Annotated in this window: 19 protein-coding genes and 3 pseudogenes; 13 read left to right on the top strand and 9 right to left on the bottom strand. The window is 70.8% G+C overall.

Annotated features, from left to right (window positions below):
• Positions 1 to 188: 188 nt before the first annotated feature.
• A complete protein-coding gene (locus IE242_RS09960; RefSeq protein WP_189857431.1) occupies positions 189 to 1,262 on the top strand; it encodes an alkene reductase in 1,074 nt (357 codons plus the stop codon).
• A gap of 993 nt (positions 1,263 to 2,255) precedes the next feature.
• Positions 2,256 to 2,597 (top strand): annotated as a pseudogene (locus IE242_RS39140) (erythromycin esterase family protein); the annotation flags it as partial.
• Positions 2,598 to 2,676: 79 nt separating this feature from the next.
• On the opposite strand, the pseudogene IE242_RS09950 reads toward IE242_RS39140, so the two are convergent.
• Positions 2,677 to 2,987: pseudogene (locus IE242_RS09950) on the bottom strand (transposase); the annotation flags it as partial.
• 342 nt (positions 2,988 to 3,329) lie between these two features.
• Between IE242_RS09950 and IE242_RS09945 the strand changes: the two are divergent.
• Positions 3,330 to 4,613, top strand: a complete 1,284-nt coding sequence (locus tag IE242_RS09945) for a prolyl oligopeptidase family serine peptidase (RefSeq protein WP_189857425.1) — start codon at positions 3,330 to 3,332, stop codon at positions 4,611 to 4,613.
• A gap of 243 nt (positions 4,614 to 4,856) precedes the next feature.
• On the opposite strand, the pseudogene IE242_RS39135 reads toward IE242_RS09945, so the two are convergent.
• Positions 4,857 to 5,222: pseudogene (locus IE242_RS39135) on the bottom strand (3'-5' exonuclease); the annotation flags it as partial.
• A gap of 80 nt (positions 5,223 to 5,302) precedes the next feature.
• Between IE242_RS39135 and IE242_RS09940 the strand changes: the two are divergent.
• Complete coding sequence (locus tag IE242_RS09940; protein ID WP_373299488.1) at positions 5,303 to 5,524, top strand: hypothetical protein; 222 nt, start codon at positions 5,303 to 5,305, stop codon at positions 5,522 to 5,524.
• 231 nt (positions 5,525 to 5,755) lie between these two features.
• On the opposite strand, the gene IE242_RS37555 is transcribed toward IE242_RS09940, so the two are convergent.
• The 6 genes from IE242_RS37555 to IE242_RS38765 all read right to left on the bottom strand — a co-directional run bounded on the left by IE242_RS37555 (position 5,756) and on the right by IE242_RS38765 (position 9,681).
• Positions 5,756 to 6,115 (bottom strand): ArsR/SmtB family transcription factor, encoded by a 360-nt coding sequence (locus IE242_RS37555; RefSeq protein WP_229858602.1) that lies wholly within the window; start codon positions 6,113 to 6,115, stop codon positions 5,756 to 5,758.
• Positions 6,102 to 6,506, bottom strand: a complete 405-nt coding sequence (locus tag IE242_RS37550) for a (2Fe-2S) ferredoxin domain-containing protein (RefSeq protein ID WP_229858599.1) — start codon at positions 6,504 to 6,506, stop codon at positions 6,102 to 6,104. The genes IE242_RS37555 and IE242_RS37550 overlap by 14 nt, the downstream gene beginning before the upstream one ends.
• Complete coding sequence (locus IE242_RS09930; protein WP_229858596.1) at positions 6,503 to 7,534, bottom strand: WD40 repeat domain-containing protein; 1,032 nt, start codon at positions 7,532 to 7,534, stop codon at positions 6,503 to 6,505. The genes IE242_RS37550 and IE242_RS09930 overlap by 4 nt, the downstream gene beginning before the upstream one ends.
• Positions 7,531 to 8,787 carry a CobW family GTP-binding protein gene (locus IE242_RS09925; RefSeq protein WP_229858593.1) on the bottom strand — a complete coding sequence of 419 codons (1,257 nt, stop codon included), beginning with the start codon at positions 8,785 to 8,787 and terminating at the stop codon, positions 7,531 to 7,533. The genes IE242_RS09930 and IE242_RS09925 overlap by 4 nt, the downstream gene beginning before the upstream one ends.
• A 69-nt stretch (positions 8,788 to 8,856) precedes the next feature.
• Positions 8,857 to 9,261, bottom strand: a complete 405-nt coding sequence (locus IE242_RS09920) for a Fur family transcriptional regulator (protein ID WP_189857421.1) — start codon at positions 9,259 to 9,261, stop codon at positions 8,857 to 8,859.
• A gap of 210 nt (positions 9,262 to 9,471) precedes the next feature.
• Positions 9,472 to 9,681: a hypothetical protein gene (locus tag IE242_RS38765; RefSeq protein ID WP_189857419.1), complete on the bottom strand. Its 210-nt coding sequence runs from the start codon at positions 9,679 to 9,681 to the stop codon at positions 9,472 to 9,474.
• 190 nt (positions 9,682 to 9,871) lie between these two features.
• Between IE242_RS38765 and IE242_RS09910 the strand changes: the two genes are divergently transcribed.
• The 6 genes from IE242_RS09910 to IE242_RS09885 all read left to right on the top strand — a co-directional run bounded on the left by IE242_RS09910 (position 9,872) and on the right by IE242_RS09885 (position 17,092).
• Positions 9,872 to 10,516 carry a choice-of-anchor M domain-containing protein gene (locus tag IE242_RS09910; RefSeq protein ID WP_189857417.1) on the top strand — a complete coding sequence of 215 codons (645 nt, stop codon included), beginning with the start codon at positions 9,872 to 9,874 and terminating at the stop codon, positions 10,514 to 10,516.
• Positions 10,516 to 12,207 carry a choice-of-anchor M domain-containing protein gene (locus IE242_RS09905; protein ID WP_189857415.1) on the top strand — a complete coding sequence of 564 codons (1,692 nt, stop codon included), beginning with the start codon at positions 10,516 to 10,518 and terminating at the stop codon, positions 12,205 to 12,207. The genes IE242_RS09910 and IE242_RS09905 overlap by 1 nt, the downstream gene beginning before the upstream one ends.
• A gap of 100 nt (positions 12,208 to 12,307) precedes the next feature.
• Positions 12,308 to 13,855: an anchored repeat ABC transporter, substrate-binding protein gene (locus IE242_RS09900; protein WP_189857412.1), complete on the top strand. Its 1,548-nt coding sequence runs from the start codon at positions 12,308 to 12,310 to the stop codon at positions 13,853 to 13,855.
• On the top strand, positions 13,855 to 15,471 hold the full coding sequence (locus tag IE242_RS09895; protein WP_189857410.1) for a TIGR03773 family transporter-associated surface protein: 1,617 nt from the start codon (positions 13,855 to 13,857) through the stop codon (positions 15,469 to 15,471). Before IE242_RS09900 ends, IE242_RS09895 begins: the two co-directional genes overlap by 1 nt.
• Positions 15,468 to 16,208: an anchored repeat-type ABC transporter ATP-binding subunit gene (locus tag IE242_RS09890; RefSeq protein WP_229858591.1), complete on the top strand. Its 741-nt coding sequence runs from the start codon at positions 15,468 to 15,470 to the stop codon at positions 16,206 to 16,208. Before IE242_RS09895 ends, IE242_RS09890 begins: the two co-directional genes overlap by 4 nt.
• Entirely contained in the window at positions 16,205 to 17,092 is an 888-nt protein-coding gene (locus tag IE242_RS09885) for an anchored repeat-type ABC transporter permease subunit (protein ID WP_189857408.1), read from the top strand. Before IE242_RS09890 ends, IE242_RS09885 begins: the two co-directional genes overlap by 4 nt.
• 493 nt (positions 17,093 to 17,585) lie before the next feature.
• Here IE242_RS09885 and aztA read toward each other — a convergent pair whose 3' ends face one another.
• On the bottom strand, positions 17,586 to 18,329 hold the full coding sequence (gene aztA / locus IE242_RS09880; protein WP_189857406.1) for a zinc ABC transporter ATP-binding protein AztA: 744 nt from the start codon (positions 18,327 to 18,329) through the stop codon (positions 17,586 to 17,588).
• 15 nt (positions 18,330 to 18,344) lie between these two features.
• Between aztA and aztB the strand changes: the two genes are divergently transcribed.
• Genes aztB through aztC form a run of 3 tightly spaced genes read left to right on the top strand, consistent with a single transcriptional unit; the run spans position 18,345 to position 21,436 of the window.
• Positions 18,345 to 19,205 carry a zinc ABC transporter permease AztB gene (gene aztB, locus IE242_RS09875; protein WP_189857404.1) on the top strand — a complete coding sequence of 287 codons (861 nt, stop codon included), beginning with the start codon at positions 18,345 to 18,347 and terminating at the stop codon, positions 19,203 to 19,205.
• 21 nt (positions 19,206 to 19,226) lie between these two features.
• Positions 19,227 to 20,462: a PQQ-binding-like beta-propeller repeat protein gene (locus IE242_RS09870; protein ID WP_189857402.1), complete on the top strand. Its 1,236-nt coding sequence runs from the start codon at positions 19,227 to 19,229 to the stop codon at positions 20,460 to 20,462.
• Entirely contained in the window at positions 20,459 to 21,436 is a 978-nt protein-coding gene (gene aztC, locus IE242_RS09865) for a zinc ABC transporter substrate-binding protein AztC (RefSeq protein WP_189857400.1), read from the top strand. The genes IE242_RS09870 and aztC overlap by 4 nt, the downstream gene beginning before the upstream one ends.
• Positions 21,437 to 21,501 lie beyond the last annotated feature (65 nt).

Genomic DNA, 21,501 nt, shown 5'->3' with positions numbered 1-21,501 from the left:
ATGAGTGGCGCGTCACCGCGGCGGTCGAGGAACGCACGTGTACGCACGCCGGCGCACCGTAGGCCCGCCGGCGCCACACGGGCGCAGACCCGCCGTTCCGGCCGGCGTACCGGAACTGCCCGCAGCGCAGCCGCGCCGCAGCCGGCTCTTCTTCTCCTCCATCCTTTGTTGACAGCAGGGAGATCCCCATGACGAACGCGTTCGCCCCGATCGATGTGGCCGGCCAGTCGCTGGCCAACCGCATCGTGATGGCCCCGATGACCCGCAGCCGGGCCTACGGGCCGGGAGCCACCGCGACCGATCTGATGGCGACCTACTACAGCCAGCGCGCGAGCGCCGGCCTCATCGTCACCGAAGGGATACAGCCCTCGCCGGTCGGCCAGGGGTACCCCGACACGCCGGGCCTGCATTCGCCGGAGCAGGTGGCCGCCTGGCGCAAGGTCACCGATGCCGTTCACCGCGAAGACGGAGTGATCTTCGCGCAGCTGATGCACACCGGCCGCATCAGCCATCCCAGCCTGCTTCCTCTCGGTCTGAGCCCCGTCGCACCGTCGTCTGTCGCCGCGAGGGGCCAGGTGTTCACCCACCAGGGGCCGATGGATTTCGTCACCCCGCAGGAACTGGACGCCGATGCCATCGCCCGCACCGTCGCCGACTTCACCGACGCGGCACGCAACGCGATCGCCGCAGGCTTCGACGGGGTGGAGATCCACGGCGCGAACGGCTACCTGATCCACCAGTTCCTCGCGCCCAACACCAACCGGCGCACCGATGGCTGGGGTGGTGATGTCGCCGGCCGGGTCCGCTTCGGTCTGGAGGTGGCCGCCGCCGTCGCGGGAGCGATCGGCGGCCACCGCACCGGCTTCCGCATCTCGCCGGGAAACCCCTACAACGACATCGCCGAGAAGGACGCGGCGGATCTGGAGCACACCTACACCACCCTGGTCACCGGGCTCGGCGAGCTGAACCTCGCCTACCTGCACATGATCGAAGGAGCCGACCGGGCACTGACCACTCGCCTGCGCAAGACCTGGCCCTCGATGTTCATCCTCAACCCGCTCACCCACCCGGAGCCCACCGGCCCGGACGCGCTCGCCCTGATCCAGGACGGCACCGCGGACATGATCGCCTTCGGGGCGCTGTTCCTCGCCAACCCCGACCTGCCCGCTCGTCTGGCCGCCCAGGGTCCGTACAACACACCGGACCCCGCCACCTTCTACGGCGGTGACCACCACGGCTACACCGACTACCCGCACCTGTAGGGCAGGTCCTGCCTGCGGGACGGGTTCCCCCGCCGGCCGGCTGCTGACTCACTCCGGCTCAGCTTGTCCTACCGTTCTCAACACGGGCCGGCGTCGGTCATTCGTAGGATCGGCAGGTCCGGGGACTCCGGGTATGGCAGCGAGCTTGTCGCCGCTCGATGGTTCCGACATCGGCGTGGCACAGCTGCTCGCGCAGGCCCGCGGTGGAGACCCCCCAGGGATGCGCTCGCTCGTGCGCTGGTGCGGGGCGGCGCCGATGACCGCGGTGACCTCCGCCTCGATCAGCGCCTGCAGCACCGCCTGCACAGGGCCTGGCGGACCACGTCGCCGGCATCGGCGGCCTTCAGCGCTTCGAGCAACTCCAGCAGGGCAGACTGGTCCAGAGCCGTCGTGTGCGTCCTTTGGTCGAGAGCCTTGGCCGGGTCTCGATGACCGTCACAGGATGGCTCGCCCCGTGCCAGGGGCTGCACCAAGACCATCCCGACCTGCACCACGTCGTGGGACACGACCAGCCCGGGGCGGCCGAGTGAACAAGAGCCATCGAACAGCGACAGCGTCTCAGCCCACCCCGGACGCCCAGGCCCCTTCGATCCTCCTACGAATGACCGGCCTGGGGCCGTGTCAGAACGGTAGGACAGCTTCTCAGCGATGGTCGAGTCATGGGAGGCGCCGCAGGCGGGCGGCAGGTCTTGGAGTGGCATTTGCTCTACAGCGGACCTGTGGTTGTCCCCAGGAGGAAGACTGAAGGTGGCAGGCTGCCCCGGACCTGCCACCCATCGGCAGCCTTGGTCCATGCCTGTATCCCACAGATGACATCGATTGCATCGGTTACTGCTGCTCCTGCTGGCGCTGACGCTCGGGGTCGCCACGCTGACGGTCGCCGCCCGGCCGGCGTCCCCGGCAGCGATCTGCGCCCGCTCGGCCGCATGATCGGCTCGGGCGAAGATCGTCGGCCTGGGTGAGGTTACGCACAGCTCTCGGCAGTTCTTCACGATGAAGCACCGCGTTTTCCGGTACCTCGTCGAGGAGCAAGGCTTCACCACCTTCGCGCTGGAGGCGCCCTGGTCCACAGGCCTGGTCCTCAACGAGTACGTGTTGTACGGGAAGGGCGACCCGGGGGAGCTCATGCGGGAGGAGTTCCAGAGCTCCTACCGGATATGGAACACCCGCGAGTATCTCGATCTGCTGAGGTGGATGCGCGCCCACAACGTTCGCCACCCCGACCGCCCGGTGCAGTTCATGGGTGAGGACAACGGTTACGCGGGACCTGAGCCCTTCGACGCGGTCACGGACTATGTGTCCGCGCACCACCCGGAGCTGCTGCCGGAGTTCCGCCGCCTTTACCGCGAGCTCCGGCCGACGGGGAGCGTGGAGGAGACCGTCAACGAGAACATGGCCAGGCCCACCGTCTCGCCGTCTCGGCTGCCTCGACGGACTGGGAGTCCAGGATCACCGCGACGGTGCGAGGGTTGATCCAAGTCGTGCAGACGGACCCGCTCGTGCAGCTCGGCGTGGATGCGGGCCAGGACACCGCTGGCCCGCCGGCGCTGGAAGAACCCGAACACCGTGCACCAGGGGACCGAAGGCGACCGGCACGGAGCGCCAGTTGCAGCCGTTGTCGTTGACGTAGCGGATGGCATCGACCACGTTGCGCCGCGGGTGTTTCTCCGGGCGCCCGCCGGTGGGCTGAGTGCAGGCCGGCGGAGGCAGCAAAGGTTCCGTGATCCCCCACTCGGCGTCCGTGGTGTCGCTGGGGTACCGCCGGGGCCGGGCGGCAGAGCCGCCGGTGCTTCGGGACGTGTGCGGGTCATGGTGAGCGTTCCATGCGGGTGAGGACTTCCAGGGTGGCCTTGACGCCGCCGACGAGTCGGTCCAGGACCAGGCGGACCCCTGTCCGCTACGAGGCGACGCCGGTAACGTGCCGGGTGGCGCCCGACTCTGTCCTGCTCATGACACCGACCATCCTGATCCTGCACGTGGTAAGCCGCGGTCAACTCCTCGGCAGCCTCACCGCCGGGCTCGGGGCCCAGGCCGCGATGAAGCCTTCGCACCACATAAGGAGTCCGCATGGCAACATCGATCAGCCGTCGCACCATTCTGGCCGCCGGCGCGGGCGCCGCCGCCGGTCTGTCCCTGCCCGGCGTCGCCGCGTATGCCGACGACCGTGCGACCACCAGCGTGAGATTCACCCTGAACGCCCAGGTGCTCGACGGCGGCGAACAGGTCACCTCGATCACCCTCAAGACCGCCCGGCTCGGTCCGATCGACCCGGCCAGCCTGACCACCGGCACCTTCAGCGTGCACGCCCGAGCCACCAGCCCGATCCCCATCGCCGCCGACGACGTCATCCTCGGCGAGTACGACGTCGACCGCACAGTGACCGCTGTCCGGCTCGACCACCGCGACAACATCGTGCTCGAACTGAGCCATGCCGAGGGCCAGACCGGGGGCAGCACGCTCGGCTACGTCGCGGGCAAGGGCCGCAACGTGATGCTCGACCTCACCTACACCCTCACTCAGCACGCCCCGATCACCCTGCGCAATCACCGATCGATCGTCATCCAGAACTTCGTGCAGGACCCTCGGCTGTCAGACCCCGAGGTGGACGCGTTCAGCTCCCACATCTCCGGCTCGGGAATGAAGTACCGGCTGTACTCACCCACCGGCTCCCACTCCTCCCGACGGGGCAGGCACCCGCTGGTCGTCTGGCTGCACGGCGGCGGTGAGGGCGCCTCCCTGCCCGACAACTACTACGACAACGAGACCACGCTACGAGCCAACCGCGGCGCCCTGGGCTTCGCCACCCCCCAGGCACAGCGCATCTTCAACGGCGCCTATGTCCTCGCTCCGCAAAGCACCTCGTACTGGATGGAGGACGGCCCCCGCTTCGCCCCCCTCATCCACGAGATCATCGACGACGTCACGCGGAGGAACCGCGTCGACCACGACCGGATCTACGTCGCCGGCTGCAGCAACGGCGGCTACATGAGCATGAAGATGACCACCGTCTATCCCACCCTGTTCGCTGCCTCCGTGCCGATCTGCGGCGTTGTCACGTCCTTCCCGGCCGGGAATGCACCCCTGATCCCCGACAGCGAGCTGGCACAGATCAGCACTCCCACTTGGCTCGTCGCCTCCCGCGACGACACCACTGTGGATCCCCAGGCCAATACCGCCCACGCGCACGAGGTCATCTCCGGCTCGCTGATGACGCTCTACGACCACGTCGTATGGAACGGCTACCAGTTCGACGGCCACTGGTCGTGGATATATGCCGCCCGCAACGACCCCAGCATCAACGGAACACACATCTGGCAGTGGATGGCCACCCAGCAACGGCATTGCGTCTGAACCTCGACCGCGAGACCGTGCGCCGCTTCCACGACACCGACCTCGACCAGCTGCTGGCCTCCTTGAACACTCGGTGGTGCCCCAGAATGCAGGCGGCAGCCGCCGATGACCCGGTGTCATCGCTGTCCGAAAGCGTGGCCTGGTGCGTGCTCGCAACCCACCCTCGGTTTCCCGAAGCAAGCGGGTCAGCGTCGTACGTACGGAACGTCCCCGAGCGCTGACCCACTTGGCAGGCGTAGCAGCTCAAGCCGGCAAGTACGGGCTCGGCTTGTCGTGCCGGCTGATGCGCGGCGCGTCGCGGGCACGGGTCGCGGCCAGCAGAGCAGCGAGCGTGCCTTGAGTTCCTCGCGGGCGCAGCGCTGGGGATCGGTGGTGCGGTAGCGCTCTATGACCGCGGTGCGGGGGATGACTCCGTCGCGGGCGCCGACGATGGCCAGCTTCTGGTATTCGAGGCCCTTGAAGCGGTGCATGGGTGCCGACGTGCACCTCGCCGTTGCCCGTTGTGATCTCCTCGCGCCAGGCTGTCAGCGTGGCGGCGAGCTGGGCGAGTTCGTCGTCCCAGGAGGTGCAGGGAACCAGGCCGGGGACGGGGCCGCGGAGGACGGGCCGGCGGGCGGAGGCCTTGGAAGCCGACTTGGCGGAGTTGACCGAGCGGCTCCGGGCTGCGCGGGAGACGGCTGTCCCGGCTGGTGATCACGCGCGAGACGGTGGCCGAGGTGATGGCCGAGAGGTCACGCGAAGTGGAGCGGAACCACGGGTGGCTGATGTTCCTATGCCGTCCGGCCCGCGACTACGAGTCCCCGCCCGCCCGCTCCGAAGCCATGATCCACCTCGCCTTGACCGACCTGATGGCCCGTAGCCTCACGGGCGAGCACGCCATCTCCTGGCGCAGCCTCATGAAGACGCATTGATCCCAGGTTCCGGGGTGAGACAACGGGACGGGGGTACGTGGAGTTGGATCGCTCCGGACGGGTTGGTTGTGAGGGATCTCGTGAAGTCGTTGATCCCGCCGTCGAAGGCGCGGCCGCAGGGCGGCGGAACGCAGGACACGCCTGATGAGACGCTGTTCGCGGCCATCACCTATGTGCTGGATCAGCGGCCGCTCCGACTTCATCCGGGCCGATGTCGGCTGGGATTCCGGCTCAGCCGAGGTCGCGCAACGAGAGGCGCAGGTGTTCGATGTGGTGGCAGGCTTGGTCGAGGAGCTGGGCGACGTGGTCGTCGTAGAGGCGGTAGACGATGTGGCGGCCGTCGCGCTGCCTGGTGACCAGGCCGAGTGTGCGCAGCAGGCGTAGTTGGTGGGAGACGGTGGACTGTTCCAGGCCGACGGCGGCGGCGAGCCGGCCGACGGTGTGCGGTGCCTGGCGCAGGGTGCTGAGGATCAGCAGCCGGGACGGGGTGGTCAGGGCCTGCAGGGTGGTGGCGACGGAGGCCGCCGTGACGTCGTCGAGGCGGGCGGCCGGAATGAGGTCACGGCTGCCCGGTGTCTCACCGGCGTACACGAGCCCGGGTCTCGCGGGGCGGGCGCACGAACTGCAGCGCCAGCGCCGCGGGCGGCTCGGCGATGCCGGGCCCGCCGGCGGCGGCCCAGTCCAGCAGTTCGTCGGTGCAGTCGTCGTCCATGGCGAAGCCGATCCACACGGCGCGGCCTCCGGCTCGCCGGCCGGCGGTGGAGGGCTGGACGACGATGACGTTGGCCTGGTCGCACGGCCCGAGGCAGTCGGTCGTACGGACGGCGAACCGGCCGCCGGAGCCGTCGGCACCCGCACGCAGCCGGTCCAGTTGCCAGGCATGGTCGGTGCCGGGATGCTTGCGCGGGTTGCCGCAGCAGCAGCCCCGGCAGACGACCAGCGTGCAGGGACGGGCCGCCGCCCGGACCGCGACGCGGTTCACAGCACGGTCCGCGACGGTACGCCGTACGCCCGGACCCGGCCGTCGCGCCAGGCGGCAATCAGCAGGTGCGGTCCCGCCCAGGCCAGCGCGGCGACCGCCAAGCCGTCCCCGTCCAGCTCCCGCGCGGGCCTGAGCAGCGACTGAGGCTGCCCGGCGGTGGCGTACCACAGCGCGATGGTGCCGTCGTGGCCGCCACTGGCCAGGTGCCCGGCGGGGCCGGGGCGCCAGGCGAGGGCGGTGATCGTCTCGTGGCGGCGCAGGGAGCGCGGCGCGGTGCCGGCCGGGCCCTTGCCGGAGAAGTCCCATACCGTCACGTCCGGGGCGCCGTCGGCGGCGAGCCAGAACCCGGTGTCGTCGAAGGCGAGGCGGGAGACCTTCTCCTGGTAGCCGGACATGGTCAGTTCGCTGCCGTCGCGGATACGCCAGATGTGGATGGAGGCGTCCTGGTTGCCGCTGCAGATCCACTTGCCGGTGGGGGCGACGGCGAGGGCGAGGTGCGAGCCGATGTAGGGGTACGTCGCCACGGGTTCCTCGGCGTGCCGCTCGTGGCCGCGCACGGCGCCGTACGCCGCCACGGCCAGCCGTCGCCCCTGCCGCAGCCAGGCCAGATCGGTGACGGTGGACGCCGCGGCTCCCGTACGCCACAGCTCCTCGCCGTCCGGGTCGAGCACCAGTGCCCGGCGCCCGCAGGCGACCGCGACGCGGGCGTCGTGGGCCCAGACCGCGGTGGCCGACCAGGCTCCGGACTCGCGTACGGTCACGTGCCCGTCCGAGCGCCGCCACAGCGCGTACCCGGTCGGCCCCGTCACCGTCAGGTGACGGGCGTGCGGGGCGAGCGCCGTGTTCAGGGCACCGCCGGGCAGATCGAGGGCACCGATCCCGGCGCCCGTGGCCGCGTCCAGGACCTTCACCGTGCCCTCGGCACCGGCTACGGCCACCAGGTCGCCACGCGCGCTCAGCGCGACCGGCGCGTCGTCCACGGTGACGTCCCAGGCCATGGACAGGCCGGCATCGACGGTGAGGCTCACGCGGCCGCTCCCGCCACGGCCAGGCAGCCGGAGAAACCGCTCACCAGCGCGTCGCGGTCGAGGTCACGGCCGATGAACACCAGCTTGTTGCCGCGTGGTTCGCCCTCGCGCCACTCACGCCCCAGGGTGCCGTCGAGCAGCATGTGGACGCCCTGGAACACATACTGCTTCGGCTCCCCGGCCAGGGCGAGGATGCCCTTGGAGCGGAAGATGTCGACCCCCTTGGTGCGCAGCAGGCTGCCGAGCCACGTGTTCAGCCGGGTCTCGTCCAGCTCGCCCTCCAGCTCGATGCCGACCGAGGTGACGGTGGTGTCGTGCTGGTGTTCGGTCTCGGTCAGGAACGACGGATCGTCGGCGAGCACCCGCTGGAGGTCGAACGCGCCGACATCCAGGACCTGCCGGAGGTCGATGTCGGCGTGCCGGGCGCGCAGGATCTGCACCGGTGCGTTGATCGACCGGATGCGCGCCTCGACCTCGGTGAGGGTGCTCTCGTCGGCGAGGTCGGTCTTGTTGAGCACCACGCGGTCGGCGAAGGCGATCTGCTCGACGGCCTCGTTCTCCACGCCCTCGGGCTTCTCCTCGTCGAGGTGCTGCATCACGTGTGCCGCGTCGACAAGGGTGACGATGGCGTCCAGGCGCAGCTGGGAGGCGATCTCGTCGTCCATGAAGAAGGTCTGCGCGACCGGTGCCGGGTCGGCCAGGCCGGTGGTCTCGATGAGGATGTGGTCGAACTTCCTCCGCCGGCGCATCAGCGCGCCCAGGATGCGGATGAGGTCCCCGCGCACGGTGCAGCAGATGCAGCCGTTGTTCATCTCGAAGATCTCTTCCTCGCTGTCGAGGACGAGCGCGTCATCGATGCCGACCTCGCCGAACTCGTTCTCGATGACGGCCATCCGCATGCCGTGGTTCTCGGTGAGGATGCGGTTGAGCAGGGTGGTCTTCCCCGAGCCGAGGAAGCCGGTCAGGACGGTGACGGGGACTCGTCCGTCATGGGGTTGCGGGGATGCCGGGGTGGTCAATTCGGGCTCCTGGTGGCTCTGGTGTTCAGGGTTGAGGAGAGCGGCCCGCAGGTCGTCCTCGGTGATCTGCTCGACCGGGCGGTGCAGGGTCCAGCGGCGCGGTTCGCCGTCCATGGGCAGGACGGCGACGACCGTCTCGACGGGTGGGCAGCCGGGTTCGGTGCAGGTGAGCCGGCGGACCATGACGGCGGTGTCGTCGTCGAGGCCGAGCAGCGCGCGGACGGTCTCCTTCACTTCACGCAGCTGCGGGTTCGGTCCCGGCCGGCCGGGCGGATTCCCAGTGGCATGGTGGCAGTCCTCCTTCTACCGGTCTTTCGGCGGGCTGGGTTGGCAGCCGGTGCAGATACCGCTGAGTTCGACGGTGTGCTCGACTGCGGTGAACCCGGTGGCGGCGGTGATGTGATCGGCCCACTCCTCGACGACGCCGGAGTCCACCGGCCGGCTGTGGCCGCAGGACCGGCAGATCAGGTAGTGCTGGTGGCCGCCGTCAGGCCGCTGCCGGTACAGCCGTTCGCCGGAGTCGTCGCGCACGACGTCGACACCGCCGGCGGCTTCGAGGTCGCGGAGCGTCCGGTAGACCGTCGTCAGTCCGACCCGGGTTCTGTTCGCTGTCAGCAGGGCGTACAACTCCTGGGCCGACACGAAGTCCTTGCAGCCGGCCAGTCCCTCGAGGACCGCAGCCCGCTGCCGGGTTGTGTGGCTGGTCACGGCAGATCACCCCCACCGGCGCTCGTCCGAAGCGGTACGCTCTCGAACCTAGATGAAAATGAATTCCATGTCCATATGAGTCGCCAGTCATGTATTGCCATGCTCGACGGCTGTGGTCGGTGGCGGTTTCGGTCTGGTTCGCCTGCGAGTGGGGGGCGTCGGGGGTGGTGGTTGTGAAGACCTGGTCGAGTGGGCATGAGTGGTCTGGTCTCACACCAGTCGCGCCTGCTGTGCACCCTCGGCCTGGTCGCCGGGCGGCGCGAGGGTCGCCGTATCGTCCACCGCCTCCGCGACGGCCACGTGGCCGCGCTCCTCGACCGAGCCGTCCGCCGCATCGGGCATGCGCGACTCGGCGTAGGCGAGTTCGGGTGACGTCGGCCGGTTCTCGACCCTGCCGCACCCGGAGTGCACACACGTCACTCGCTTTTCCGTTGCCCTCTCAGTTGAAAATGATTACCGTGTGACTTGTCGGTGCATCTTCAAGGCGAAGTGCGCCTTCGATCCGGGGGATTCATCATGCGTGCCTTGACCCGCGTCTCGTAGCGGACCGATCCGAGCGGCCATCCCCCGGTTCGTCCCCGTACAACTCCCATCTCCTGAAGGAATCACCTTGCGTACCCTTGCCCGCACTCTGACCATCTCCGGCTCTGTGGCCGCGGCCGTCGCGCTCGGCGGCCTCATGGCGACCCCGGCGGCCGCCGCCACACTCGGCAGCGGCCACGTCGACGTCCTCGACGCCGAGTGGGACGGCAGCGACCTGCACCTGCACGTCCACGACGAGGAGGCCGGCGCCGAGTACGAACCCGCGGACGTCACGCTGTCCGTGCCGGCCGCCGCCAAGGTCTCCAACCCGGGCTACGGCTTCCTCGGCACCGGCAGCCAGATCTGGCTGCTGCCGGAGGACGAGCTGAAGGCCGAGGCCGCCGGCGTGCTCTTCCCGGGGATCTCCACCGAGCACCTGACCACCGGCGTCTTCGCGAACGACACGGTGACCTACCGTCTCACCGGCGCCACCAGGAACGGCTCTTCCACCGACGACTTCAGCGTCTACGCGGGCGCCGGTTCTCGCTGGTACGACAGCAACACGGCCACCACCAGCTACAAGTCCAAGACCTTCGGCGTCGGCACCCACAACCACGCCAACTGGGCCTTCGAGGAGCCCGGCACCTACCAGCTGACCTTCCGGGTGTCCGGCACGGTCGGCGGCGTCACCAAGTCCGCCACCGAGACGTACACCGTCGTCGTCAGCTCGTGATGAGGGCCCTGACGCGCGGCGGACGCGCATATACGACCGCGGTGCTGACCGCGGCGATCGCGGCCTTCGTGGGCGCGGCAGGGCTGGTCGCCGGCGGCAGCGGGGATGCCCGCGCCGCCGGCGGTGCCGTCGTGCTCGGTGAGGGCGAGCTGGACATCGCGCCCCGACCGGCCGACGGAGATCTTCAGTTGCAGATCCACGACCGGAGCGGTGCCGCACCGGTCGTGCGCGAGCCGTCGACCGTGGTCCTGCACGTCCCACAGCTGTCCCTGCAGTACACGCCGAACCCGGCCGCCAACGCGCTCGGCACCACCGACCTGGACACCTGGCAGCTCAACGGCTGGGCGTCCGAGGACCTCTTCGCACCCGAGCCCGGCTGGAAGGGCACCGAGGCGGGCGGTGACACCGAGGTGACGCTGTCCGGGTACGACGGACCCGGTGACTTCGGCATGTTCACGTACACCCAGGAGATGGACTGGTCGGACCAGGCGCCGGACATCCACCTCGGGAGCACCGGCGAGGCCCCGCGTTCCTTCACGCTCTCCGGTGACGAGGAACGGAAGCTGCCCGTCTGGATGTTCACCGCCGAGGGCGTCCACCGCCTCACCTTCACCGTGACCCGTGGCGCCGCCACGGACACCGAGACCCTCGCCGTCGTCGTCGGGGACGACGTCGACCCGGCCGACGTCCTGCCCGGCGACGGCTCCACGCCGACGGCGGCCCCGACCCCGACCGGCACCATGACCCCGAGCCCCAGCCCGACGGCCACCTCCCCGGCGGCACATGTCATCGCCAGGGGCCACGTCGACCTGGCCGCCCGCAAGGCGGACGGCGACCTGGAGTTCCAGGTCAGGGAGGGCAGTGCCGAGGACTACGACTGGTACGAGCCGGACGAGGTCGTCTTCCATGTGACCCCGGTCGCGCGGCGGAAGATCCCACAGGGGTACGACTTCCTCGGCACCCCCGGCGACCAGGTGTGGTGGCTGCCCCTGAGCCAGCACCCGGACATCGTCTGGCCGGGATGGTCGACCACGGACTGGGCCAAGCGCGAGATCGACGGCCGGTTCACCTACCGGCTCGACTCCGTGCGGGGACCCGGAGACGTGGCGCTGTTCAGCGACGGCTCGCTGGGCGGAACGGACGTCCAGGTCAACAGTAATGACGGCCTGCCCGACGCCGCGACGATCAACGCGGACACCCACCGGCACACCTACTGGGCCTTCACCGCCGAGGGTGTCTACCGCACCACCTGGACGTGGAGCGCCACCCTCGCCGACGGCCGCGAGGTCAGCGACACCGAGACGATCGCCTGGGTCGTCGGGGACGACGTGGACCCCTCCACGGTGACGCCGGGAGCGGGTGACGAGCCGACGGCCACCCCGACGGCCACGGGATCGCCTTCCCTGTCCGCCTCGGCCCCGCCGTCACCGCCGGCTTCCTCCTCGGGGCTGCCGTCCGCGTCGCCGACGGCCGACCCGGCCTCCTCCGCCTCGGGCGGCGTGTCCACGGCTGGGGGATCCGGATCCGGAGGCACGGACACGGGCGGTGGTTCGGTGCCGGGCAGCACACCCACCGGCGGGCTGGCCTCCACCGGTACGGGTGCCGCGGTGCTCGCCGGGGCCGCCGCGGCCGCACTGCTGGCGGGCGGCACGGCCGTGATCGCGGTCCGCCGACGGCGTACCGCTCGATAGGAACTCCGCGTACGGCGGACCCGCCCGGCAGCGTTCCGGTCCGCCGTACGCGGCTTGATCATGCCCCCGCCACCGGGGGCGCAAGAGAAGGAGGAGCCTCATGCGGGGGCACCCCAGAGGCACCACGAGGGCAAGGGCCGCGCTCGCGGCAGGCTGCGCGCTGCTCGCCACGGCGGCGGCCGGGTGCAGCGGCGCGCGGCCCGGCGCATCCGACGCCGCGTTGACGGTCTCGGCCACCACGGCGATCGTCGCGGACCTGGTGAAGCAGGTGGGCGGCGAGCGCGTCGACGTGACCTCGATCGTGCCGCACAACGGCGATCCGCACTCCTACGAGCCGAGCCCCAAGGACGCGGCCAGGGTCGCCGAGGCCGACCTGGTGTTCAGCAACGGGCTGCTGCTGGAGGAGCCCGGAATCATGAAGATGGTCCACAACAACGCGCCCAAGGGCACTACCAAGATCGCACTCGCCGAAAAGCTGGAGCAGTACGGCGGCACGGTCATGAAGCTGGAGGAGGATCTCGGTCTCGACGTGCTCTGGCTGGGCTGGGCCGTCGAGGGCGAGGTGGCAGGCGAGGGGTCCCAGGTCCGGACGACGGCCACGAAGCTCGAGGGGCCCGGCGAGCTGCGCGTCTACCTCACCGACACGCTCGGCAGGCCGAACGTGTACATCGACTCCGCCGACGGCTTCGACGCCGAGGACTCCTTCACCCTCCCGCCCGAGGCGCACACGCACGTCAACTGGGCCTTCAGCAAGCCCGGTACGTACAGGCTGACCGTCGAAGGCCGCACCGAGACCCTCGACGGCAGAGCCGAGGAGTTCGGCAGCGGCACCTTCACCTTCACCGTCGGCGACGGAACCGACGCCCCCGACGGGACGACCGTGCTCGACGGCGGGCATGCCGATGTCACGCTCAACGCCGAGAGCGGCAAGGTCGATGTCCGCGCGGAGGACGGCAGGAGCGGCGCACGCACCCGGCACCCGGCCGACCGGGTCGTCCTCAACGTGCCCGACCGGGCGAAGGAGGCCGTGCCGAAGGAGAAGCCGTACGCGTTCCTCGGCCGGCCCGGTGACGAGGTGTGGGTGCTGCCGCAGGCCGTCATCGGCAAGCACGTCCACGGCGACATGGACCCGCACGCCTGGGAGGACGTCGCCAACGCCCAGGCGTACGTCCGCCGCGTCGAGGCCGAGCTGGTCAAGGCCGATCCGGACGGGAAGGCGACGTACGAGAAGAACGCCGCCGCGTACCTGAAGACGCTCGACGCCCTCGATCAGGAGGTCGCCCGCGAGCTGGCGGCCGTCCCCGAGGAGAACCGCGAGCTGATCACCACGCACGACGCCTTCGGGTACCTCGCCGAGGCGTACGGCATGGAGGTCGCGGGCTTCGTCGTGCCGGTGCCCAACCGGGAGCCGAGCGCGGCCGAGGTGGAGGAGCTCGGCACCACCATCCGGGAGAAGCAGGTGCCTTCGGTGTTCCTGGAACCCAACCTCGCCGCCCGCGCCGACGTGCTGAAACGGGTCGCCCAGGACCAGGGCGTCGGGGTCTGCACGATCTACGGCGATTCCTTCGACGGCCGGATCCACGACTACGTATCGATGATGCGGCACAACGCGACCGAACTCGCCACGTGCCTGGGGAAGGAAGCCTGATGAGGGCCATGGGGAACGTACGCAGGGAACGCGTCGCCGCGGCGGTGGCGCTCGCGGCCGCGCTCACGGGCAGCGGCGTCGCGGCGGCGGCGGACGACGGCGGCACCGGCGCACGCTCCGGGCCGGGCCGGATCGCCTACGCGGACGGGGCGTTGAGCCTGGGTGGCCCGGTGGACCAGGACGGAGCCGCGGCATCCGTCATCGAGGTCCCGGTCACCGGGCCGGCCGACGCAGCGGAAACCGGGTGGGACACCACCGGGGTGCCCGAGGGCACCGTGGACCGGGACACCGTGCGGTGGTCGCTGACCGGGCTCGACGGACCGGGCGACCTGAAGGTGTACGCGCGGGACGGCGACGGTGGGACGAGCTCGCTCCTCTTCGACAGCGCGGACGGACTGCCCGACGGCTACGAACTGCCCGCGGGTCAGAAGGGCGCCACACGGTGGGAGTTCACCGCCGAGGGCACCTACCAGGCCGTCTTCACCGCCGAGGCCAGGACGCTCGACGGGCGGGAGCTGTCCATCGGGTCCGTCCACACGGTGCTGGTCGGGGAGGAAGCCGCCGGTGAGGCCGACGCAGCGCCGGGCGGCGCTGCCGAGGTCCCGCCCGCGGCCGTCCCCCGCACGGACCCGTCGGCCGAGCCGCCGCAGCTCATCGCCCCGGTCGCCGGGGCGGCGGCCCCGACCGTGTCCTCCGCACCCGCCGCCGCGAAGCTCTCCGCACCGGCCGCCGCGAAGGCCGAGACGGTCGTGTCGACGCCGAAGGTCATCGACGAGGGCCACATCGACATCGCCGCCCGCGTCGTGGACCGCACGATGCAGATCCACATCAAGGACGGCACGGTCTCCGGGAAGACCACCTGGCGCGAACCCTCCTCCGTGGTCCTGCACGTCAAGCCCGCCGCCAGGAACACCCTTCCGGACAGCGACGACTTCACCTTCCTCGGCGAGGCCGGGGACCCCGTGTGGCTGCTCGACCAGGTGCAGCAGGACGGACTGCTGTGGCCCGGCTGGTCCACCGACAACATCCAGGCGGGAGCCACCAAGGGCGGAGTCACCTTCTCCCTCACCGAAGTCGAGGGCCCCGGCACCGCCGCGCTCTACACCTACGACGCCATGTCGGGCGCGACCGTCCTGTTCAACAGCAAGGACGGGGTCCCGGACGCCTTCGACATCCCGGCGAACACACACGCGCACGGCGGCTGGGCGTTCACCGAGGAGGGGACGTACCGGCTCACGTTCAAGATGAGCGGCGAGCTCGCCGACGGCACGGCGGTCAGCGACACCGAGACCGTGGCGTTCGTGGTCGGCGACGAGGACCCGAACGCCGTGAAGCCGGGCAACGGATCCGGCGACGGCTCCTCCTCCGGAACGGGTGACGACGGAGCCGGCGGAGCGAACGGCGGCTCGTCCGGCACCGGAGCATCCGGCGACGACACCTCCCCGGCCGCCGGAGACTCCTCCGACGGTGACGGCGGCGGCTCCATGGCCTCGACCGGCGCCGGGAACGCGGTACTGGTGGGCGGGACGGCCGCCGTACTCGCCGCGCTCGGGACCGCCTTCGTCGCCGGCACCCGCAAGCGCCGCGGCCGCACCGCCGGGAGGACCGCCACGTGAACGCCTCCGAGCCACTGCTGCGGGCGCGTGACGTGCACGTGCTCCTCGGCGGCAGACCCGCCGTCCAGGACGCGCGGCTGACCGTGCACCGGGGCGATCTGCTGGGCCTGCTCGGCCCGAACGGGGCGGGCAAGACGACCCTGCTGCGCGCCGTGCTCGGCCTGGTCCCGCTCGCGGGCGGCGATGTGCTGATCGACGGCCTGCCCCCGGCCCGCGCCCGGCACCTCATCGGTTACGTCCCGCAACGCCACGAGTTCGCCTGGGACTTCCCCGTCGACATCGCGGGGGCCGTGCTGTCCGGCCGTACCCGCTCCATCGGCTGGCTGCGCCGGGCGCGGCCCGCCGACCGGGCGGCCGTCGACGAGGCACTGGAGCTGGTCGGCCTCGCCGAGCTGCGCCGCCGCCCGATCGGGGAGCTGTCGGGCGGGCAGCGGCAGCGGGTGCTTGTGGCCCGCGCACTGGCCTGTGACCCCCGGCTGCTGCTCCTGGACGAGCCGTTCACCGGCGTGGACGTGCCCACCCAGGAACTGCTGAACGACCTCTTCGGCCGCCTTGCCGCCGAGGGCAGGGCGCTGCTGATGACCACCCACGATCTGGCGGCCGCCGCCCGCACCTGCACGCGGGTGGCGCTGCTCAACCGCACGGTCGTCGCCGAGGGCGGCCCCGGGCTGCTCGCCGATCCGGAGCAGATGCTGCGCGCCTTCGGCCTGGACACCGCGATCGGAGCCGCCGCGTGACGTTCCTGGAATTCCTCACGGACCCCTGGCAGCTGCCCTTCATGCGGCGGGCGTTCGCCGTCGCCGTGATCACCGGGCTGGTGTGCGGGGTCGTCGGCGTGTACGTCGTGCTGCGCGGGATGGCGTTCATCGGCGAGGCCGTGTCCCACTCGGCGTTCCCGGGGGTCGCCCTCGCCTACGCCTTCCAGGGCAACCTGCTCCTGGGCGGCGCGCTCGCCGGCCTGACCACCTCCCTCCTCATCGCGCTCGTCTCCCAGAACCGGCGCCTGAAGGAGGACACCGTCATCGGCGTGTTCTTCTCCTGCGCGTTCGGCCTCGGCATCGTCCTGGTGTCCACGCAGGACAGCTGGTCCACCGACCTGTCCTCGTTCCTGTTCGGACAGGTGCTCGCGGTCGGCCCCGAGGACGTGTGGACAGCGGCGGGCCTCGGCGCGGTCCTGGTGACGGTCGTCCTGCTGCTCAGCAAGGAGCTGGTCGCCGTCAGCCTCGACCGCGAGACGGCCCGGGCGGCCGGACTCCCCGTCATGCGGCTCGACCTCATCCTCTACGCCGTCGTCACCGCCACGATCGTCATGTCCCTGGAGGCGGTCGGCAACATCCTCGTCCTCTCCCTGCTCATCACCCCGGCCGCGGCGGCCCGCATGCTCACCGAACGGCTCTGGGCGATGACCCTGCTGGCCTCCCTGCTCGGCGGCACGGGCGCACTGGCCGGGCTGTACGTGTCGTACGCCTACGACCTCGCCGCCGGCGGCTCCATCGTCTGCGTCCTGACCCTGCTGTTCACCGTGACCTGGTGCCTGGCACCCCGGCACGGGCTGCTCGCCCGGGCGCGGCGACGCGGGGGCGACGTCGACGCGCACACCGCTCCGGAACCCGCTCACTGACGGAGACAACCGTGACAGAACCCCGAGCGGTGCGCCTGGGTACAGTCCAGGAGACGCTCCTGATCCCGCTGTTGGCCGGGCGGTGGAGAACCACAGGGAGGACTCCTGGGCGCGGTTCCGCGCACCCGCTCGGCATCCAGAGCCTCATGCACACCGAAAGCTGAGGAAGAAGGCCACGGAGGTGGTCGACGGACTGAGGACGGCACCGGCCGGCTTCGACGTCGTCGTCGACATCGGAGGCACACCCCACCGACGCCGTCACTTCGACGCCACCGACGGCGGCCGGTCCACTCTCGGGCTGCGTCCTCCTCCTCGCTCGCCGCGAGACAAGTCGGCATCCGCGTCGATCACGTGCGGGTCCCAGGCCGGAGAGCTCCGGCGGTCGGAGCCGGGCCTGCGGTCCGCTCGGGTCCGATGACGCCGCACCGGGCGAGCACCTCGGCCCCGTACCGGCCGGCGCTCCCGGCAGGGCGGTCGCGGTCGGGGCCGCTCCTCAGAGTGGTTGCCAGACGCGGGCCGGCGCCGACGTGGTGAGGACTTGGTCCGGATGCCCCTGTGCGGCGAGGCGGCCGTCCTGGAGCAGAAGGCATGCGTCCGCCGCGCGCGCGACCTCCAGGTCGTGCGTGGCCTGGACGACCGTCACCCCGTCGGCGACGAGTGCCGTCAGCAGCGCCCCGATCCGCTCCCTCGCCTCCGGATCCAGTCCTGTGGTCGGCTCGTCGAGCAGCAGCAGGTCCGACTCCTGCGCCAACCCCTGCGCGATGAGCGCGCGTTGTCGCTGCCCACCCGACAGTTCGCCCAGTTGACGTGAGGCGAGGTCCCGGATGTCGAGCCGGTCGAGCGCCGCGTCCACGGTCGCGTGGTCCCGGCGGGTCAGCCGGCGCCACGGACCGCGTTCGCCCCAGCGCCCCATCTCCACGGTCTGCCGGACGGTGAGCGGCAGGGTGTCGCCGACGGCTCCGCGCTGCGGTACGAACGCGGGTGGCCGGTCCCCGGCGCGGTGGAGATCGCCGGATGTCGGACGGATCACACCGGCGAGAACACCGAGCAGGGTCGACTTGCCGCTGCCGTTCGGTCCGACGAGCACCGTTGTGGCCAACTCGGGTATTTCCGCGGTCACTTGACGAAGGACGGAACGGCCTGGATAGCCGGCGCACAACCCGGAGAAACGGACGTGAGCAGTCCGCTGCGGGGGTGGGGTGGGCGAGGGCGGGGGTGTATTGAACATGATTTTCATTGTAGTGTCCTCGGCATGGAATGGCTGACGGCCCCCTTCGAGGTGACCTTCGTACAACGAGCCCTGTGGGCCGGGATACTCGTGTCCGCGATCTGCGCGCCGGCGGGCACCTGGGTGGTGCTGAGGGGGATGGCCTTCCTCGGTGACGCCATGTCCCACGGGTTGCTGCCGGGCGTCGCGCTGGCCGCGCTGCTCGGCGGGAACCTGATGGTGGGCGCGGTGGTCAGTGCCGCCGTCATGACGGCCGGCGTCACCGCGCTCGGCCGTACACCGAGGCTGTCCCAGGACACCGGCATCGGGCTGCTGTTCGTCGGCATGCTCTCGCTCGGAGTGATCATCGTGTCGCGCTCGCAGTCCTTCGCGGTCGACCTGACCGGCTTTCTCTTCGGTGACGTCCTCGCCGTCAGGCAGCAGGACCTCCTCGTGCTCGCGGGGGCGCTGCTCGCGGCACTGGTGGTGTCGGTCCTCGGCCACCGCGCCTTCCTGGCCCTGGCGTTCGACTCGCGCAAGGCCCATACCCTGGGGCTGCGGCCGCGCCTGGCCCACGCCGTGCTGCTCGGCCTGCTCGGTCTGGCGATCGTCGCCTCCTTCCACATCGTGGGAACGCTGCTCGTCCTCGGACTGCTCATCGCACCGCCGGCGGCCGCTCTGCCCTGGGCCCGCAGCGTGCGCGGGGTCATGGCGCTCGCCGCCCTGCTCGGCGCCTCCGCCACCTTCGGTGGCCTGCTGCTGTCCTGGCATCTGAGCACCGCCGCCGGCGCGACCGTCGCGGCCCTCGCGGTGAGCCTGTTCTTCCTCTCCCACGTGCTGTCCGGGCTGCGGTACCGCCGTACGCGCCACGCCCACGCCCCGGCCCCCGTACTCGAAGTCAACTGAAAGAAGCCTGAGGCGATCGTCATGACCGTCCGCAGAAAAGTCACTCCGTGGGCTTCGGCCGCACTGGTGCTCACCGCACTGCTCACCACCAGCTGCGCGGGAGACAAGGGCAACGACGTCCGCCCCGCGGCGAGTTCTCCCTCCGCCACCCCGCACGGGTACGTCGAGGGAGCACAGGAGGCAGCCGAGCAGCAGTCCCGGCTCCTCCTGAACGACCCCGACAGCGGAGACAGCAGGGTTCTCGACCTCATCACCGGCAAGGTGCACGAGACAGCCCAGGTGAAGGGTGCCGTCCAGCTGGGGACGGACGGCAGGTTCGGCTACTTCCACGCCCCCGGCGGCACCCATGTGCTCGACAGCGGCGCCTGGATGGTGGACCACGGGGACCACGTGCACTACTACAGCGCCGCGATACGCGACGTGGGTGAGCTTCCCGTGGGCAGCCGGGCACAGGTGCGCAGCGACGTCGTCGTGACCGCGGTGACCGACGAGGACGGGCGCACCCTCCTCTACGACCGGAGCAAGCTGGAGAAGGGAGGGATCGCATCCCCCCGGACGTTGCCGGGCACCTACACCGGCGCCGTCGTGCCGTACGAGGAGCACCTGCTCGCCTTCGCGGACGAGGGCGGCACCACCGAGCTCGTCGTCCTCGACCGCGAGGGTGAGCGCGTCGCCTCCCCGGGCGTGGAGTGCGCGGAGCCGAGAGGAGACGCCGTCACCCGGCGCGGCGTGATCCTGGGCTGTGCCGGCGGCGCCCTGCTCGTCCGTGCGGAGGGCGGCGCCTTCACCGCCGAGGAGATCCCCTACGGAAAGGATGTCCCGGCGAAGGAACGGGCCACCGCCTTCCGCCAGCGACCCGGCAGCGGCACCCTCACCGCCCCGGCCGGAGACGACGCCGTATGGGTCCTCGACGTCACCGAGCGGACCTGGACCCGGGTGGACACCGGACCGGTCGTCGCGGCCAACACGGCAGGAGAAGGCTCTCCACTGCTCGTCCTGGAGACCGACGGCTCGCTGCACGGCTATGACATCGCCACCGGAAAGCAGACCGCGCGGACCGAGCCGCTCCTGACGGGAGGAGAGCGGGCCGGCACCGACGGCAGCGCCCCCGTCATCGAGGTCGACCGCAGCCGCGCCTACGTGAACGACCCCGAGGGCAAGAAGGTGTACGAAATCGACTACAACGACGGCCTGCGCATCGCGCGCTCGTTCGACCTGGACGTCAAGCCGGCCCTCATGGCGGAGACCGGACGATGAGCCGGACCGAGGCGAAGCAGCGCGCGAGGGTGGGCATCGCCCGCCTGCGCAGCCTGATCGTGGGCCTGCTCGCCCTTGTCACGGCCGCCACCGCCACCGCCTGCACCACCGACGACGACCAGCCCGGCATCGTTGTCACGACCAACATCCTCGGCGACGTCACCCGGGAGATCGTCGGTGACGAGGCCGACGTCACCGTCCTGATGAAGCCCAACGCGGACCCGCATTCGTTCGGCCTCTCGGCGGTGCAGGCCGCCGAGCTGGAACGGGCCGATCTGGTCGTCTACAACGGCCTGGGCCTGGAGGAGAACGTACTGCGGCACGTGGACGCCGCCCGCGAGTCCGGGGTCGCCACCTTCGCGGCCGGCGAGGCGGCCGACCCGCTCACCTTCCATGCGGCCGACGACGGGGGTCCCGAGGGCGAGACAGGACAGCCCGACCCGCACTTCTGGACCGACCCCGACCGGGTGCGCAAGGCCACCGCCTTGATAGCCGACCAGGTCATCGAGCATGTCGACGGCGTGGACGCCGACACGGTACGCGGCAACGCCGACCGCTACGCCGAAGAACTCACGGACCTCGCCGCCTGGATGGAGAAGTCCTTCGGCCGCGTCCCCGAGGACAAGCGGGCCTTGGTCACCAACCACCATGTCTTCGGTTACCTCGCCGACCGCTTCGGCTTCCAGGTGATCGGCGCGGTCATCCCCAGCGGCACCACACTGGCCTCACCCAGCTCCTCGGACCTCCGCTCACTCACCGAGGCGATGGAGACGGCAGGCGTACGCACCGTCTTCGCCGACTCCTCCCAGCCCGAACGGCTCGCCGAGGTACTGCGTACCGAGATGGGCGGCCAGGTCCGGGTCGTCGAGCTCTACTCGGAGTCGCTGACCGCCGAGGGCGAGGGCGCCGACACCTATCTGCGGATGATGCGCGCCAACACCACGGCCATGGTCGATGGCCTGGCCGGCGACTGACTCTCCGGATCTCCCGGCACACCGGCCGACGGGCCGGCACGTCACACCCCCATACCGCCATACCG

The sequence above is a fragment of the Streptomyces poonensis genome, from assembly GCF_014650915.1.
In the GTDB taxonomy this organism is placed as follows: Bacteria; Actinomycetota; Actinomycetes; order Streptomycetales; family Streptomycetaceae; genus Streptomyces; species Streptomyces poonensis.
This window is presented reverse-complemented; position numbering and strand designations above follow the sequence as displayed.

What these genes read in the sequence shown, in the direction of transcription:
- IE242_RS09960 (WP_189857431.1), top strand. Translation starts at nt 189, where the DNA reads ATGACGAACGCGTTCGCCCCGATCGATGTGGCCGGCCAGTCGCTGGCC.
- IE242_RS09945 (WP_189857425.1), top strand. Translation starts at nt 3,330, where the DNA reads ATGGCAACATCGATCAGCCGTCGCACCATTCTGGCCGCCGGCGCGGGC.
- IE242_RS09905 (WP_189857415.1), top strand. Translation starts at nt 10,516, where the DNA reads ATGAGGGCCCTGACGCGCGGCGGACGCGCATATACGACCGCGGTGCTG.
- IE242_RS09900 (WP_189857412.1), top strand. Translation starts at nt 12,308, where the DNA reads ATGCGGGGGCACCCCAGAGGCACCACGAGGGCAAGGGCCGCGCTCGCG.
- IE242_RS09895 (WP_189857410.1), top strand. Translation starts at nt 13,855, where the DNA reads ATGAGGGCCATGGGGAACGTACGCAGGGAACGCGTCGCCGCGGCGGTG.
- aztA (WP_189857406.1), bottom strand. Translation starts at nt 18,329, where the DNA reads ATGAAAATCATGTTCAATACACCCCCGCCCTCGCCCACCCCACCCCCG.
- aztB (WP_189857404.1), top strand. Translation starts at nt 18,345, where the DNA reads ATGGAATGGCTGACGGCCCCCTTCGAGGTGACCTTCGTACAACGAGCC.
- IE242_RS09870 (WP_189857402.1), top strand. Translation starts at nt 19,227, where the DNA reads ATGACCGTCCGCAGAAAAGTCACTCCGTGGGCTTCGGCCGCACTGGTG.
- aztC (WP_189857400.1), top strand. Translation starts at nt 20,459, where the DNA reads ATGAGCCGGACCGAGGCGAAGCAGCGCGCGAGGGTGGGCATCGCCCGC.